The following is a 15,012-nucleotide window of genomic DNA, read 5'->3' as shown; positions in this document are numbered from 1 at the left end:
CAACGCGGAGCGGCCGTCACTCGGTGTGCAGGACCCGGGCGATGGTCTGCCGAGCCGCCGCTCTCGCCGGTATCACCGCGCCCAGTGCGGCGATCGCCACCCCGGCCAGGGCCAGCAGCGCCATGTTCCCCGGGTGCCACACGTCCAGCATCCGGTCCGGGAAGGCGAGGTGGGCACTGTCCTCGGTCATCGGAATGACCACACGGTAGGCCGCGACTCCCATCGGCAGACCCAGGATCCCGCCGACCAGACCGAGCCCAGCCATGGACACCACCAGCATCGCGGTGGCCTGCCGTGGTGTCATGCCGATCGACTTCAGCATCCCCAGATCGCGCCGCCGCTCCCGGCTGCTCAGTACGACGGTGTTGAACACCCCCATCGCGGCGACCACCGTCAGCATCAGGGTCAGAGCGGACGCGGAGCCGATCACGGTCACGGCCCCGGCGTTCACAGATGTCTTCGCGCTCGGGTACAGCCCGGGATCAGCGGTCCGAACGGCCTTCATGTACGTGCTGACATCGGTTCCGGGGCTGAGCCGCACCCAGTACTGGTCAGCCTGCGCGCCTGGTGCCAGGGCGGTCACCGTCGCCCAGTCCGCGCGCATCCAGTCCGCCGCCCCGGACACGACCTCCCCGACAAGGGCCACGCGCTCCTGCCGGCCGTCCGCCGTGCCCAATGTCATGGAGTCACCGAGCCGCAGACCGTACTTGGACAGGAATCGGCCCGAGGCCACCGCCTCGCCGGGCCCACGCATCCAGCGGCCTCTGGCCAGGTCGTCCTGGAGAGCGGACCGGCCCCCGCGCACACCCTCGATCGTTACGTCCTGGCTCTGCCCGAGCAGCCGCACGTTGGCGTAACCGACGGCAGCTACGCCCGCCGCGTGCGGCAGACCGCGCAGCAGCGCCTGTGCCGCGGCGTCGCTGTGCTGCGGGACGGTCTGCCCGGACCTGGCTTCTCCGCGCGAGACGATCACCTGCACCTTGCCGACGCCCTCGACCGCGTCGCCGTAGGAGACCATAGTGGCCGACAGGCCGGTGGCGAGCGTCACCGTCGCCACGCCGAGCAGCACCGAGCAGACGGTGAGCAGCGCCCGTCCAGGCCGGGCGAAGGGCAGACCCAGGCCCAGGGTCACCGAGCGCGGCAGCCGCACCCCGGTCAACCACCGCTGCACCGCCAGCCCCCGTCCGCCACCGGGTGCACTGCCCGCGCTGATCGCACGTGCCGCAGACAGGCGGTGCGCGCGCAGTGCCGGAATCAGTGCGGCCAGCAACACGACTGCCGGCATGCCAAGCGCCGTGGCCACGTACACCCAGGAGGCGATCGCCGGCGTGACCATCCCGGTGCCCAGATCCGCGCCCGTGAAGACCTGGTGCAGCAGTGGTTGTGCCAGCACCGCGCCGAGGGCGGTCCCGGCCACCGCGCCCGAGGTCGCCGGGACGCAGACCATCACGAGGTAGACAGCGACGACCTGGTTGGGCGTGAATCCGACGGATTTGAGCACACCGATGTGCCGGAAGCCGGACACGACGGCACCGCTCACCACATTGCCCACGATCAGCACCGCCACCAGCAGACCGAGGATCCCGAAGACCATGAGGAATGGCACGAACGCGTTGGGCTTGGAGGCGACCTGCGCCTTCAGCGTCAGATACGACTGGTGGGCGAGCAGCGATCCGGGCGGCAGGCCGGCGGTCGCCGCTGTGGTGTACACGGTGATCTGGCGGGCTGTCGTAGCTTGGTCGAAGCGGTACAGCATCTGGTACGCGGTGGGGTGCAGGACCGTTATCTGCTGCGGGGAGACCCATGCCTGTGCAGTCTCGCTCACGCTGGATGCAAGGCCCACGACGGTCAGCGGGGGCAGCCCGGGCAGTTGGATGCGCTTGCCGATCGGCGAGTTGGGCCCCTGGCCCAACCCGGGGGCGTCGGGGAACGCCAGGACGACCTGGCCGGGGCTGGTGGCCCAGTGTCCGGCGAAGAGATCCAACCGGTCGACCGGACCACCGGGGTCCGCCCGCCCCACCACGGTCAAGGGGCCGGGCGCCACCCCGAGCATCTGGGACGCCGCGTTCTGCGGCACCTCGACCACGGCTTCCGGAAACGGCCCGGCCGAGGCCCGTACTCCCGGTCGGCGCCCGGTCCGTGCCAGCTCGGCACGGGAAATCTTCGCCGCGTCGAAGGTGGCGACGGCGTGCGCCCCGTGCGCCTGGCCGAAGAGCCGGTCGAAGGGGCCGGACGCGACGTCCAGCAGGCCGAGAGCGACCACGAGGGCCATGCTGGAGACGAGGACCACCACCCCGATCACAGCAGTCTGCAGCCGGCGGCGGCGCACCGCCGCGCGAGAGGCTCGCCACACCGCGCTCATGCCGACCGCTCCACGGTCCGCTCGCCGGTGATCCGGCCGTCCGCCATGGTCACCAGGCGGCTGGCACAGCGGGTGGCCAGCCGCTCGTCGTGCGTCACGAGCAGCAGGGTCTGGCCAAGTTCGTTGAGGTCGATGAGCAGGTCCATCACCTGCTCGCCTGTGTGACTGTCCAGCGCGCCGGTCGGCTCGTCGGCCAGCAGCAGCACGGGACGGTTCATCAGCGCGCGGGCCACGGCCACCCTCTGACGCTCCCCGCCGCTGAGCGCGGCGGGATAGACGTTCTTACGGTCGGCGATGCCGAGTTCGTCCAACAACTCCAGGGCCCGGCGCCGGGCCTGACGGACCGGCGTTCCGGTGAGCTGGGCTGACAGGGCGACGTTGTCGATCGCGGGCAGGTCGTCGATGAGGTTGAAGAACTGGAAGATCATGCCGATCCGGCGGCGCCGGAATAGCGCCAGCCCTCTCTCGTTGATTTCGCCCAGGTCCTCGCCGTGGACGCGCACCAACCCGGCGCTCGGACGGTCCAGCCCTGCGATCATGTTGAGCAAGGTGGACTTGCCGCAGCCGGACGGACCCATCACCGCCACCGCCTCCCCGGCCCCGATCTCCAGCGACACCCCGTTCAGGGCGGAGGTGTCGCCGTACTCCTTGCGCAGGCCACTCACCCGGACGACTTCCTGGTCGCGCGCAGCAGCCGGGCCGACGTCCAAGGCCGGGCCGCTGATGTCTTCGGCTTTCATGGCAGGGACGGTAGGCGGCCTGGACCGTCCGGGCGTCAGCCCGCGGAGGTAACCCGCGGCGACGGTCATCCTGGGGATGTACGGGGTGGACCCGCAGAGGGACGCTCACTCTCCGGCTACCTGGCACGATGAGCTCCGTGTGGACATCGGGAGCATGCGGGCTGCTCGCAGCCTCCGCGGCGGTGAGCCTGGTCGTGGCCGGGGGTACCGCCGTGCTGCTGACGCGCGCCCGCCACCGCCACCGCCAGGTTCTGGAGGACCGGCGCTGGCTGCTGGAGCGGGAACGGGAGGCCGCCGCCCGCACGGCGGTGGCGGCCGAGCGTGCCCGCATCGCCCGCGAGTTGCACGACATCGTCAGCCACAAGGTCAGCCTGATGGTCGTTCAGGCGACCGCCGCCCGCGAGGTACTGGCTACCCTGCCCGACGCGGCCGAGGCCGCACTGCAGGCCGTCGAGGGTGCCGGACGCGACGCGATGACCGAACTGCGGCATCTGCTGGGCCTACTGGCGCCGTCTCCCGACGGCGATGACGATGACCGCGCATCGGAGTATGGCGAAGGAGAGCTCTCCGGGCTCGCTCCGCAGCCGAGCCTGAGCCAACTGGGCACCCTCGTCGACCGAATCGCCTTCGCCGGCCTCCCGGTCGAGGTGCGCATTTCGGGTGAACCGCGCCCGCTGGCGCCTGGCATCGACGTCACCGCCTACCGAATCATCCAGGAGGGGCTGACCAACGCACTCAAGTACGGTGACGGCGGCACGGCGACCGTGACGGTGCGCTATGCCGACGGCAGTCTGCGGGTCGAGGTACTCAACAGCGGACCGAGCGTGCTGTCCGCCGACAGCGCGAGCAGGGGGGCCAGACCCAGTGCCCACGAACACCGGGACGACGGAGCGGGACGCGGCCTGATCGGTCTCCGCGAGCGAGTCGCCGTCTACGGCGGCCGCTTCGACGCCCGGCGCCGCATAGGCGGCGGCTACCGCGTCCGCGCCCGCATCCCCCTGGAGCGCCCGTGACCGAGTCCGCCCCAGACCAACGCGACCTCCACACCCCTGGCCCGGTTCTGAACTCCCATGCCCCGGATCCGAACCCGAGCCGAGAGACGGGTGGTCCGCGCGTCCTCATCGCCGACGACGAGGAACTCATCCGAACCGGCTTCCGCCTCATCCTCGCCTCGCGCGGCATCGAGGTCGTCGGCGAGGCCGCAGACGGCGTACAGGCCGTCGCGGAAGCCGAGCGGCTGCACCCGGACGTCCTCCTGATGGACATCCGGATGCCCAACCTGGACGGTCTGGAAGCCGCCAAACGCGTCCTCCGGCTTGTCCCACACTGTCGGGTGCTCATGCTCACCACCTTCGACCTCGACCGCTACGTCTACGCGGCGCTCGCCGCCGGGGCGAGTGGCTTCCTCCTCAAGGACGTCACCGCCGCCCACCTCGCCGCATCCGTGCGACTGGTGAACACCGGCGACGCACTACTCGCCCCCTCGATCACCCGCCGCCTGGTCGAGCGCTACGCAAGCGCCCACGAGGCCGACCGGGCCGCCGGTACGGCCCTCCGCCGCACGCCACTGGCAGCCGCGGCCTGCACACCCGCGATCCACCGCGACCTGGCTCCGTTGACGCCCCGCGAACTCGAGGTACTGGCCCTCATGGGCCGGGGCCTCTCGAACACCGAACTCGCCGAAGCCCTCACTCTCAGCGAGTCCACCGTGAAGACCCACGTCGCCCGGATCTTCACCAAGCTCGCCCTGCGCGACCGCGCCCAGGCCGTCGTCCTCGCCTACGAAACGGGCCTGGTCACCCGCGGCGGCTCCGCCGCCGACTGACACTGCTTCCACGGCAGGGTGAAGTCCGGGATCGGCCTGTGAGTGACAGTCTCGGGGCTCCGCATCCGTCACGAGAGCCATGACAAGTCCGTGATCACGGAGATGGCGCCGAGCCGACAGCAGTCCGCACCCAGTCCGCAGGACACCCGCTCAAGATCGTCGCCCCCCATCGCCACCAATCACCAAAAGGCCAGGTCAGCGACCCGAAGCAAACATCTCCGCAGGTCACCGACCTGGCCCACTACTAGGAGACCAAGAAGGCCTGAGGCTTTCTCTCCCTTGCCAAAGGGGCCCGGTCGGTTGCTCCGACCGGGCCCCTTGCCTGTGTGCGGACAGCGCGGCGGCCGAGGCCGCCGGGGACGTGCTACACCGTGAGCCAGGCCGCCTGGTCGGGGGCCAAGTGGCCGTTCTCCACGGGGCCGCTGGTCAGCAGGATCGCGGTGTGGTCGGGGAGGGGGTACGGCTCGGTGGAGAGGTTGACCACGCAGACGAAACCGGGGTCGCGGCGGAAGGCGAGGACTCCGGCGGGGGCGTCCAGCCAGGTGAGGGTGCCGTCGCCGAGGGCGGGGTGCTCGCGGCGGCGGCGCAGCGCGGCGCGGTAGAGCTCCAACATGGAGGTCTCGTCGCCGGTCTGCGCCTCGACGGTGCGTGCGGCCCAGTCCGCGGGTTGCGGCAGCCAGGGCGCGGCGGAGGCGTCCTCGGGGCTGAAGCCGTACGGTGCGCTCCGCCCGGACCAGGGGATCGGCACCCGGCAGCCGTCACGGCCGCGGTCGGTGTGGCCGGAGCGTTCCCAGACGGGGTCCTGCAGCACCGCCTCGGGCAGGTCCTCGACCTCCGGCAGGCCGAGTTCCTCGCCCTGGTAGATGTAGGCGCCGCCGGGCAGGGCGAGCATGAGGAGGGCGGCGGCCCGGGCGCGGCGGGTGCCCAGTTCCAGGTCGAGGGGGCCTTCGGGTTCGTAGCGCTCGTTGGCCACCCAGCGCTTGGTCGCCCTGCGGCCGTACCGGCTGGCGTGGCGCATGACGTCGTGGTTGGAGAGCACCCAGGTGGCGGGCGCGCCGACCGCGCCGAGCATGGCGAGGGAGTCGTCGATGACCGTGCGCAGGTCCTTCGGGTCCCAACTGGACATCAGGAAGTCGAAGTTGAACGCGGTGTGCAGGCCGTCGGTGCGGACGTAGGCGGCCAGCCGTTCGGGGGTGTCGGCCCAGGCCTCGGCGACGAAGCACCGGTCGCCGGGGAACTCGTCGGCCACCTTGCGCCAGGCGCGGTAGACGTCGTGGACCTCGTCGCGGTCCCAGTGCGGGTGGTCGAGGTGGGGCCGGCGCCGGTCGGCCCCGGCCGGGCGCGGCGGCAGGTCGGGCAGTTCGGGGTGCTTGATCAGTCCGTGCGCCACGTCGATACGGAAGCCGTCCACGCCCCGCGCGAACCAGAACCGCAGGATCGACTCGAACTCGGCCCGCACCTCGGGGTGTTGCCAGTTCAGGTCGGGCTGCTGGGGGGCGAAGAGGCGCAGGTACCACTCCCCGTCCGGCAGCCGGGTCCAGGCCGGGCCGCCGAAGGAGGACACCCAGTCGTTGGGCGGCAGGTCGCCGTCGGTGCCGCGGCCGGGGCGGAAGACGTAGCGCTCGCGCTCCGGGCTGCCCGGGCCCGCCGCCAACGCCGCCTGGAACCAGGCGTGCTGGTCGGAGGTGTGGTTGGGCACCATGTCGGGGATGATGCGGATCCCGTGCCGGTGGGCTTCCTCGATGAGCTGCTCGGCCTCGGCGACGCTGCCGAACAGCGGGTCGATCGCACGGTAGTCAGCCACGTCGTAACCGTGGTCCGCCTGCGGCGACTTGTACCACGGGTTGATCCAGAGGGCGTCCACGCCCAGCGACTTCAGGTACGGCAGGCGGGAGCGGATGCCGGCGATGTCACCGATGCCGTCACCGTTCCCGTCGGCGAAGCTGCGGATGTAGACCTGGTAGATGACGGCGCTGCGCCACCAGGGTGCGGTACCGGGCATCAGGTGTGGTGCTCCTTAGAAGAGGGGTTCACTTCGCGGCACCGGCCGTCAGGCCGGCGACGATGCGGCGCTGGAAGAGCAGCACCATGACCACCAGCGGGATCGTGACGAGGACGCCCGCGGCCATCTGGCTGCCGAACGGGGTCTCGTACGTCGTGGCGCCGGTGAACTTGGAGATGGCGACCGGTGCGGTCTGCATGTTCGGCCGGTTGGTCATCGACAGGGCGATGAGGAACTCGTTCCAGGCGGCGATGAAGGTGATGATCGCGGTGGTGAAGATGCCGGGCGCGGCGAGCGGGATGATGACCTTGCGGAACGCCTGGCCGCGGGTGCAGCCGTCGACCATGGCGGCGTGCTCCAGTTCGTCCGGCATCTGCCGGAAGAACGTGGTCAGGTTCCACACCGCCAGCGGCAGCGCGAAGGACATGCTCGGCACGATCATGGCCTGGTAGGTGTTGATCCAGCCGAAGTCCGTGAACAGCTTCAGCAGCGGGACCACGATCGACACCACCGGGAACATCGAGGTGGCGATGATCAGGGTGAGGATCAGCCGCTTGAACCGGAACTCCAGCCGGGCCATCGCATAGGCGGTGAACGTGGCCAGCGCCAGCGCCAGCACGGTGGTCGTGCCGGCCACGACCAGGCTGTTGAGCAGCGCCCGGGTGAACCCCTGGGAGGCGCCGAACAGCGACCGGTAGTTCGCGAAGGACGCCGGGGACGGCACCAGCGAGGTGTCGAAGATGTCGGAGGTACGGCGCAGGCTGGAGACCAGCATCCAGTAGAACGGGGCCAGGCAGTAGGCCACCACCGCGGCGACCCCCACGTACAGCAGCCGGCCGCGCCATTTCGCCGTGGTCGTCATGCCGTCACCTCCGCGCGGCGTGCGGACACGAGCCTGCCTCTCCTGCGACGGCTGCCGCCGGTGTCGCCGACGAGATCGGCGCCGAGCAGCCGTACGAAGGCGAGCGCGATGAGGAAGACGTACAGGAAGAGCAGGACCGCGTAGGCGGAGGCGGGCCCGAAGCGGACGTTGGACGCCTCGTTCTGCGCCAGCATGGACAGGGTTTCCACCGAGTTCTTCTGCGCGCCGATGAGGATGTAGGGCAGGTCGAACATCCGCAGCGCGTCCATGCAGCGGAACAGCATCGCCACCAGCAGGGCGGGCTTCACCAGCGGCAGCGTGATGTGCCAGAACCGGCGCAGCGCCCGGGCACCGTCGATGCGGGCCGCCTCGTAGACCTCGTTCGGGATCACCTGCAGTCCGGCCAGGACCAGCAGCCCGATGAACGGGGCGGTCTTCCACACCTCGGCGACGATGACCGCGACCTTGGCGTGGAAGCCCTCGGTGGTCCACAGGATCTGGTGGCCGATCAGGGCGTTGGCGATGCCGTCGCTGTTGAAGATCCACCGCCACAGCAGGCCGGAGATGGCCGTGGGCACCGCCCAGGGGATGAGGATGCTCGCCCGGACCAGGGCCCGGCCGCTGAACGCACGGTGCATGATCAGGGCCATGGCCACACCGATCACCGTCTCCAGACCGACGGTGACGACGGTGAAGAAGGTGGTGTTCCAGAAGGCGTTCCAGAACCGGTCCCCGGCCGCGCCGAAGATGTCAGCGTAGTTCCTCAGCCCGACGAACGGCTCGGTGCTGCGGATGAAGCCGGTCTTCGGGTCCAGCCCCTTCGCCCCGTACAGCGACTCCCGCAGCGCCATCACCGTCGGGTACAGCACGACGATCGTCAGGACCAGCAGCGTCGGGGACACCAGCAGGGCCGCCATCCGCCCGGCACCGGCCGTGGCGCGGGCCCGGGAGCGGGACCGCAGGGCCTTCACCGGTGTACGGGACGGGGGGTGGGACTCGTCGGCGGCGGATCCTGGCGGGATCTCGATGTCGGTCATGGCCCCGCCCCTCACTGCGCCGTGGCCTTGAGCAGCTCCCGCTGCAGGTCCTTCAGCGCCTGGGCGCTGCTCTTGGTGCCGGTCAGCGCCGCGTACGCCTCCTGCTGGACCGCCGAGGTGACATCGCCGTACTGAACGACGCGCGGGCGCGGCACGGCGCGCAGAATCGACTGCTTGAGGACCGGAAGGTACGGATACTGCCGGGACAGTGACGGGTCGTCGTACAGAGCCGCGTACGGCGGGGCGAGGGAGGCCTTCTCCAGGAAGGTCTTCGCGGTGGTCTCGCCGCTGTAGAACTTCATGAAGTCCAGCGCCGTGGCCTTGTTCTTGGCGAAGGACGACAGGGCCAGGTTGTGACCGCCCAGGCTGGAGGCGCCGGGTCCGTTCAGGCCGGGCAGCGGCGCGACGGCGTACTTGCCGGCCACCCCGCTCTTGCCGGCGAGCGCGTACATGTACGGCCAGTTGCGCAGGAAGACCAGCTTGCCGGCCTGGAACGCCTGCCGGCCGTCCTCCTCCTGGTAGGTGATCCCCGCCTTGGGGATCGTCCCGTCCCGGAAGGAGCCGGCGAGGAAGTCCAGTCCCTTCGCCGCCTCGGGGGTGTCGACGTCGGGCTTGCCGTTCGCGTCGGTGACGGAACCGCCGGCGGAGTTCACGGCCTCGGAGAAGTTCACCGTCAGGCCCTCGTACTTCTGGAACTGCCCGGCGTAGCAGGACATGCCCTTGGCCTCGGGCAGCTTCTTCACCTTGGCGCAGTCGGCCTTCATCTCCGCCCAGGTCGTCGGGGGCTTGGTGACTCCGGCGTGCTTGAGCAGGTCGGTGCGGTAGTACAGCAGTCCGCCGTCGGAACTGGCCGGGGCCGCGTACAGACCGCCGCGGTACTTCGCCGTCTCCACCACCGGCTTGAGCATCTTGTCCAGCGGGAAGCTCCCCTCGGGCAGCCTGTCGATCCACTGGTGGGCGGCGAACTCCGACGTCCACACGACGTCCAGGGAGAGCACCGTGTAGGCGTCGGACTTCGTCTCCGCGTTCTGGATCATCTGCTGGCGCTGCGCGTCGGCGTCCGTCGGCAGCTGGATGAAGGTGACCTTCTCCTTGGGGTGCAGCTTGTTCCACTGGTCGAGGACCGGCTGGACCGCGCCGGTGGTGTCCTTGCCGGCCACGTAGGTGATGGGCCCGCGGCCGGTGAAGGAGGTGGACCCGGACTTCCCCGTGGCACCGCCGTCGTCGGACGAGCCGCAGGCGGCGAGGAGGAGTCCGGCGGCGGCGAGCGCGGCCGAGCATCGAAGGGCTCTGGCGGTTGTGGTCTTCACTGTCTCTCCTGGTCGTGCGGAACCTGAGGCGACGCTGTTGCGAGACTGCGTTGTCACGGCAACTTCTTGATCAAACACGCAGGTCAAAGCCACTTTCCTGCGCCCACAGGAAAAGGATTTGACTGGGGTCGAGACAACGCTTGCACGGTAGGAGTGGCGTAGACGGAAGTCAATGCGTTACTTCCGGGTAACGAGACGGCAGCAGGACGCTCCGCGCCATGAAAGCGCTGTCTCACGGGGCCTCTGAACAGGGCTCGCTGTGCTACCGTCCGTTACATGCCACCAGCTCAGCGACACCCCACGATGGCTGACGTCGCCGAACGGGCCGGGGTGTCCACGTCCACCGTCTCGCGGACCCTGCGCGGCATGACCACCGTCTCGCCGGAGATCCGCGCCCGCGTCGAACAGGCCGCCCGCGAACTGAACTTCGCCGTCTCCCGACAGGCCGCGAGCCTTGTCACGGGCAGGACCGGGACCGTGGCGGTGCTCGTCCCCACCCTCAACGCGTGGTTCATGGGCTCGGCCCTCTCCAGCCTGGCCCCGCTGCTGCGGGCGGCGGGCATGGAGCTGACGGTCTACGTGATACCCGACCTCGCCGAGCGCACCTCGTTCTTCGACCGGCTGCCCGCCCGCCGGAACGCCGACGCGCTCCTGGTCTTCTCCTTCGACCTCACCGAGGAGGAGACGGACCGGCTGGACACCCTCGGGATGCCGGTCATCTATGTGAGCCAGCACGTCGACGGCCGCCCCAGCGTGTACGTCGACGACGTCGCCGGCGCCCTGCACGGCACCCGGCACCTGCTCCACCTGGGCCACCGCCGGATCGCCTTCCTCAAGACGGTGGGCGCGAGCGGCTTCTCGTTCAGCTCCAACGAGCGGCTGCTCGGCTACCAGCAGGCGCTCACCGAAGCGGGCATCCCGCTCGACGACGACCTCGTGGCCGGACTGCCGGTCGGCGACAAACGGGCCACCGCGGAAGCGCTCGGAAAGCTGCTGAGCCTGCGCGAGCCGCCCACCGCCGTCTTCGCCGAACAGGACCAGGTCGCCGTCGCCGTCATCCGGGCCCTGCGCCGTACCCACATCGAGGTACCCGCGCAGATGTCCGTCCTGGGCTTCGACGACCAGCCGGCGGCCGACTGGTTCGACCTGTCCACCATCGCCCAGTCGCCCTCGGACATCGGCCGCGAGGCCGGCCGGCTGGCCCTGAGCCTCATCGACGACTCCGAGGCGGACCACGAGCAGCACATCGTGCTGCCCACCCATCTGATCCCACGGGCCACCACCGCGCCCGCCCCGCACGGCGAGCGGGACACCGACGGCGAACCTCCGCGCGCCTGACGCCTTCCGCCGGACGAGTCCGGGAAAGGGGCCCGGTCTGTTCCCCCTCGACCGGGCCCCTGCTCGTGCGGACTCGCCGTCAGTGGAACTGCGGCACGATCAGATAGATCCCGTACGCCACCACCGCCGCGCAGGCGAGGAAGCACAGGCCGGCCAGGGCCCGGCCCACGGTGGCGGCTCCGGCTCCGGCTTCGGCGCGCTCGGCTTCGGCCCGGGACAGGCCCAGGACGCCGAAGGTGAAGACGACGACCACGGCGACGGTGACACCGAGGCTGACCGCGGCGACCTTGCCGAGGACGGACCAGTCGACATGCATGGGGGCTCCCCGAGGGTTCAGGCGGCCGTGCCGACGTTCGTCGGGGCCGGGGTGCGGACGGTGACCTCGTGGTGGTCGTTGACGTTGTCGGCGCGCACCGGGTTACGGCGGGACGCGGCGACGATGGCGCCGGCGAGGGCCAGGGCGACCAGGGCGATGACCGCCGTACCGAGGTCGCCGCCGTGCTTGACCACGCTCGCCGCGAGGCCGCCGACCAGCGCGGCGGCGGGCAGGGTGATCAGCCAGGCCAGCACCATACGGCCGGCCACGCCCCAGCGGACCTCCGCGAGGCGGCGGCCCAGCCCCGCGCCGAGGATGCTGCCCGAGGCGACCTGGGTCGTGGACAGCGCGAAGCCCAGGTGGGCCGAGGTGAGGATCACGGTCGTGGAAGCCGTCTCGGCGGCGAAGCCCTGCGGTGACTGGATCTCCGCCAGGCCCTTGCCCATGGTGCGGATGATGCGCCAGCCGCCCAGGTAGGTGCCGAGACCGATGGCGAGGCCCGCCGCGCCGATCACCCAGACCGGCGGGCCCGCGTCATGGCCGAGCGCGCCCGCCGAGATCAGGGTCAGCGTGATCACGCCCATCGTCTTCTGCGCGTCGTTGGTGCCGTGCGCGAGGGACACCAGGGAGGCGGAGGCGATCTGACCGAGGCGGAAGCCCCTGGTCACCGAGTCCTGGCGGGCACGGGCGGAGAGCTTGTAGGCGAGGTAGGTGGCGACCAGGGCGGCCACGCCGGCCACCACCGGCGAGGCCACGGCCGGGATCAGCACCTTGTCGACGACCTTGTCGAAGTGCACGCCGTGGGAGCCCGCACCGACCCAGACCGCGCCGATCAGGCCGCCGAAGAGGGCGTGGGAGGAGCTGGAGGGCAGCCCGGCGAGCCAGGTCAGCAGGTTCCACAGGATCGCGCCGACCAGCCCCGCGAAGATCATCGCCGGGCTGACCAGGGTGTCGTCGACGATCCCGCCGGAGATCGTCTTGGCCACCTCGGTGGAGAGGAAGGCCCCGGCGATGTTGAGGACCCCGCTGACCAGGACCGCGGTGCGCGGCTTGAGGGCGCCGGTGGCGATGGAGGTGGCCATCGCGTTCGCGGTGTCGTGGAACCCGTTCGTGAAGTCGAACGCCAGTGCCGTGACGATGACGACCGCCACGAGGAACGTGATGTGGTCCATTCCCCAAAGCAAGCAACGGCCGGCCAGTGCACGGAGAACCGAGGGCGAACGACGTGTCGAATATGAGGGAGCCTGTTGTGCAGTCCTGTGCGAAATCGTTTCATCTCTCGATGCCGGTGCCCTGTGCCAAGCTGTGGACGTGACCCTGGAGGACCTCAGACGGCTGCGGCGCGTGCGCGACCGCATGGACCGTGAGTACGCCGAGCCGCTCGACATGACCGAGCTGGCCCGGGGCGCCCACATGTCCCCGGGCCACTTCCAGCGCAGCTTCCGCAAGGCCTTCGGGGAGACGCCGTACAGCTATCTGATGACCCGCAGGATCGAGCGCGCCAAGGCGCTGCTCCGCCGCGGCGACCTCACCGTGACCGAGGTGTGCCTCGCCGTGGGGTGTACGTCGCTCGGCTCCTTCAGCTCCCGCTTCACCGAGCTGGTCGGGGAGACGCCGAGCGCCTACCGGGCCCGTGACCACGAGGAGAGCGCGGTGATCCCGTCCTGCGTGGCCCGTACGTTCACCCGCCCACGCCGCCGCTCGTACTGAACCGCGCGCCCCGGCCCGGATGGGCCTAGCGTGAGCGCATGGACGTGAAACTCAAGCAGTGCTTCATCGCGGTGGACGACCATGACAAGGCGCTCGCCTTCTACCGTGACGTGCTCGGCCTGGAGGTCCGCAACGACGTGGGCTTCGAGGGCATGCGCTGGGTGACGCTGGGCTCGCCGCTGCAACCGGACGTCGAGATCGTGCTGGAGCCGCCCGGCGCGAACCCGGACGCCTCCCCCGCCGACCGGCAGGCGCTCGCGGAGCTGCTGGCCAAGGGCATGCTGAGGGGTGTCATCTTCACGACCGAGGACTGCGACGCGCTGTTCGAGCGGGTGCGGGAGTCCGGCGCCGATGTGCTCCAGGAGCCGACGGACCAGCCGTACGGGGTGCGCGACTGTGCCTTCCGGGACCCGGCGGGCAACCAGCTGCGCTTCCTCCAGCGGCCCGCGGAGTGAAAGTCCGCGTGCCCTCGGGGGGTTCGCGCCTAGACTCCAGGCCGTGATCATTCGCTGGACGTACGCCTTCGTCGACCGGCCCGCCGAGCGGCTGCCCGAGGCGCGCGCCTTCTGGACCGCCGTCACCGGCACCCGCGCCTCCGAACCCCGGGGCGAGCGGGGCGAGTTCATGACGCTGCTGCCCGAGGAGGCGGCAGGCGCGGACGCGTGTGTGAAGCTCCAGGGCGTCACCGAAGGCGACGGCGGCGCCCATCTCGACCTCTGCGCCGAGGACGTACGGGAAGTGACCGGAGCGGCCCTGGAACTTGGCGCGGAGCCGGTGGCGGACCACGGCGACTGGGCCGTACTGCGTTCTCCCGCGGGGCAGTTGTTCTGTGCCGTGCCCTGGCACGGGGAGGCGGTACGGCCGCCGGTGGTGGCGGGCAGCCGGCTGGACCAGGTGTGCCTGGACATCCCGCCGTCGGCGTACGCCGCCGAGTCGGACTTCTGGGCCGGTCTCACCGGCTGGGAGCGGCTGAAGGGGTCGCGGCCGGAGTTCGAGGTGCTGAAGCCGCCGGCGGGGCTGCCCGTGCGGATCCTGCTCCAGCGGCTCGACGGCGAGCGCCCCGCCTCCGCCCACCTCGACCTGGCCTGCGCGGACCTCGCCGCCGTCCGCGCCCGGCACGAGCAACACGGCGCCGTCGTGGTGGGCGGGGGCCCGCACTGGACGGTGCTGCGCGACCCGGCGGGCGGCGCCTACTGCCTGACCGGCCGCGCCCCGGACACCGGCGGCCTGCCGGACGCCGGCCGGTGAGACGGGCGACGGACACCGGTCAGCGAGCCGTCGTCCCGTAGAGGCACACGACCCCCGTACGAGAGAAGGCCTCGCCCAAAACCGCCGGCGGACTCGGCGGACAGGAACGGTCGTCGCCCCGCCGCCGCAGGCGCCGGGCACCCGGCGGCCCGCCGGACGCCGGCCGCTGAGACGGGCGACGGACACCGGTCAGCGAGCCGTCGTCCCGTAGAGGCACACGACCCCCGTACGAGAGAAGGCCTCGCCCAAAACCGCCGGCGGA

Annotated in this window: 14 protein-coding genes; 6 read left to right on the top strand and 8 right to left on the bottom strand. The window is 70.8% G+C overall.

Annotated elements, in window-relative coordinates; translation table 11 throughout:
* Positions 1–16: 16 nt before the first annotated feature.
* Together ACIBJF_RS09605 and ACIBJF_RS09600 are read right to left on the bottom strand one after the other, a co-directional pair.
* A complete protein-coding gene (locus ACIBJF_RS09605; protein ID WP_399173132.1) occupies positions 17–2,362 on the bottom strand; it encodes an FtsX-like permease family protein in 2,346 nt (781 codons plus the stop codon).
* Positions 2,359–3,102 (bottom strand): ABC transporter ATP-binding protein, encoded by a 744-nt coding sequence (locus ACIBJF_RS09600; protein WP_399173130.1) that lies wholly within the window; start codon positions 3,100–3,102, stop codon positions 2,359–2,361. Before ACIBJF_RS09600 ends, ACIBJF_RS09605 begins: the two co-directional genes overlap by 4 nt.
* A 128-nt stretch (positions 3,103–3,230) precedes the next feature.
* On the opposite strand from ACIBJF_RS09600, the gene ACIBJF_RS09595 reads away from it, so the two are divergent.
* Positions 3,231–4,115 carry a sensor histidine kinase gene (locus tag ACIBJF_RS09595; RefSeq protein WP_399173129.1) on the top strand — a complete coding sequence of 295 codons (885 nt, stop codon included), beginning with the start codon at positions 3,231–3,233 and terminating at the stop codon, positions 4,113–4,115.
* Between the two features lie 47 nt (positions 4,116–4,162).
* A complete protein-coding gene (locus tag ACIBJF_RS09590; protein ID WP_399173239.1) occupies positions 4,163–4,927 on the top strand; it encodes a response regulator in 765 nt (254 codons plus the stop codon).
* Between the two features lie 364 nt (positions 4,928–5,291).
* Here ACIBJF_RS09590 and ACIBJF_RS09585 read toward each other — a convergent pair whose 3' ends face one another.
* From ACIBJF_RS09585 to ACIBJF_RS09570, 4 genes are read right to left on the bottom strand one after another with little or no spacing between them, the layout of a single operon-like run.
* Complete coding sequence (locus ACIBJF_RS09585) at positions 5,292–6,929, bottom strand: glycoside hydrolase family 13 protein (RefSeq protein WP_399173128.1); 1,638 nt, start codon at positions 6,927–6,929, stop codon at positions 5,292–5,294.
* A gap of 28 nt (positions 6,930–6,957) precedes the next feature.
* Entirely contained in the window at positions 6,958–7,791 is an 834-nt protein-coding gene (locus tag ACIBJF_RS09580; protein ID WP_399173127.1) for a carbohydrate ABC transporter permease, read from the bottom strand.
* Positions 7,788–8,828, bottom strand: coding sequence for a carbohydrate ABC transporter permease (locus ACIBJF_RS09575; protein WP_399173126.1), 1,041 nt, complete (start codon positions 8,826–8,828; stop codon positions 7,788–7,790). Before ACIBJF_RS09575 ends, ACIBJF_RS09580 begins: the two co-directional genes overlap by 4 nt.
* 11 nt (positions 8,829–8,839) lie before the next feature.
* Positions 8,840–10,138, bottom strand: a complete 1,299-nt coding sequence (locus tag ACIBJF_RS09570) for an ABC transporter substrate-binding protein (RefSeq protein ID WP_399173125.1) — start codon at positions 10,136–10,138, stop codon at positions 8,840–8,842.
* Positions 10,139–10,414: 276 nt separating this feature from the next.
* On the opposite strand from ACIBJF_RS09570, the gene ACIBJF_RS09565 reads away from it, so the two are divergent.
* Positions 10,415–11,476 (top strand): LacI family DNA-binding transcriptional regulator, encoded by a 1,062-nt coding sequence (locus ACIBJF_RS09565; RefSeq protein WP_399173124.1) that lies wholly within the window; start codon positions 10,415–10,417, stop codon positions 11,474–11,476.
* A gap of 79 nt (positions 11,477–11,555) precedes the next feature.
* Here ACIBJF_RS09565 and ACIBJF_RS09560 read toward each other — a convergent pair whose 3' ends face one another.
* Positions 11,556–11,792, bottom strand: a complete 237-nt coding sequence (locus ACIBJF_RS09560; RefSeq protein WP_399173123.1) for a hypothetical protein — start codon at positions 11,790–11,792, stop codon at positions 11,556–11,558.
* Positions 11,793–11,809: 17 nt separating this feature from the next.
* Positions 11,810–12,964 carry an anion permease gene (locus ACIBJF_RS09555; RefSeq protein ID WP_399173122.1) on the bottom strand — a complete coding sequence of 385 codons (1,155 nt, stop codon included), beginning with the start codon at positions 12,962–12,964 and terminating at the stop codon, positions 11,810–11,812.
* A 139-nt stretch (positions 12,965–13,103) separates the two neighbouring features.
* Between ACIBJF_RS09555 and ACIBJF_RS09550 the strand changes: the two genes are divergently transcribed.
* The 3 genes from ACIBJF_RS09550 to ACIBJF_RS09540 are packed head-to-tail and all read left to right on the top strand — an operon-like array spanning position 13,104 to position 14,750.
* Positions 13,104–13,502 carry a helix-turn-helix transcriptional regulator gene (locus tag ACIBJF_RS09550; protein WP_399173121.1) on the top strand — a complete coding sequence of 133 codons (399 nt, stop codon included), beginning with the start codon at positions 13,104–13,106 and terminating at the stop codon, positions 13,500–13,502.
* A gap of 38 nt (positions 13,503–13,540) precedes the next feature.
* Positions 13,541–13,957 (top strand): VOC family protein, encoded by a 417-nt coding sequence (locus ACIBJF_RS09545; protein ID WP_351799586.1) that lies wholly within the window; start codon positions 13,541–13,543, stop codon positions 13,955–13,957.
* 43 nt (positions 13,958–14,000) lie between these two features.
* Positions 14,001–14,750 carry a VOC family protein gene (locus tag ACIBJF_RS09540; RefSeq protein WP_399173120.1) on the top strand — a complete coding sequence of 250 codons (750 nt, stop codon included), beginning with the start codon at positions 14,001–14,003 and terminating at the stop codon, positions 14,748–14,750.
* Positions 14,751–15,012: the final 262 nt, after the last annotated feature.

Source organism: Streptomyces sp. NPDC050743, from assembly GCF_044456925.1.
In the GTDB taxonomy this organism is placed as follows: domain Bacteria; phylum Actinomycetota; class Actinomycetes; order Streptomycetales; family Streptomycetaceae; genus Streptomyces.
The sequence above is the reverse complement of the archived record's forward strand: the minus strand, read 5'-3'. Positions and strand labels throughout refer to the sequence as shown.

Bases quoted from the DNA above. Each gene is read 5' to 3' on its own strand.
- ACIBJF_RS09605 (WP_399173132.1), bottom strand. From the start codon at position 2,362: ATGAGCGCGGTGTGGCGAGCCTCTCGCGCGGCGGTGCGCCGCCGCCGG.
- ACIBJF_RS09565 (WP_399173124.1), top strand. From the start codon at position 10,415: ATGCCACCAGCTCAGCGACACCCCACGATGGCTGACGTCGCCGAACGG.
- ACIBJF_RS09580 (WP_399173127.1), bottom strand. From the start codon at position 7,791: ATGACGACCACGGCGAAATGGCGCGGCCGGCTGCTGTACGTGGGGGTC.
- ACIBJF_RS09595 (WP_399173129.1), top strand. From the start codon at position 3,231: ATGAGCTCCGTGTGGACATCGGGAGCATGCGGGCTGCTCGCAGCCTCC.
- ACIBJF_RS09600 (WP_399173130.1), bottom strand. From the start codon at position 3,102: ATGAAAGCCGAAGACATCAGCGGCCCGGCCTTGGACGTCGGCCCGGCT.
- ACIBJF_RS09560 (WP_399173123.1), bottom strand. From the start codon at position 11,792: ATGCATGTCGACTGGTCCGTCCTCGGCAAGGTCGCCGCGGTCAGCCTC.
- ACIBJF_RS09575 (WP_399173126.1), bottom strand. From the start codon at position 8,828: ATGACCGACATCGAGATCCCGCCAGGATCCGCCGCCGACGAGTCCCAC.
- ACIBJF_RS09585 (WP_399173128.1), bottom strand. From the start codon at position 6,929: ATGCCCGGTACCGCACCCTGGTGGCGCAGCGCCGTCATCTACCAGGTC.
- ACIBJF_RS09555 (WP_399173122.1), bottom strand. From the start codon at position 12,964: ATGGACCACATCACGTTCCTCGTGGCGGTCGTCATCGTCACGGCACTG.
- ACIBJF_RS09545 (WP_351799586.1), top strand. From the start codon at position 13,541: ATGGACGTGAAACTCAAGCAGTGCTTCATCGCGGTGGACGACCATGAC.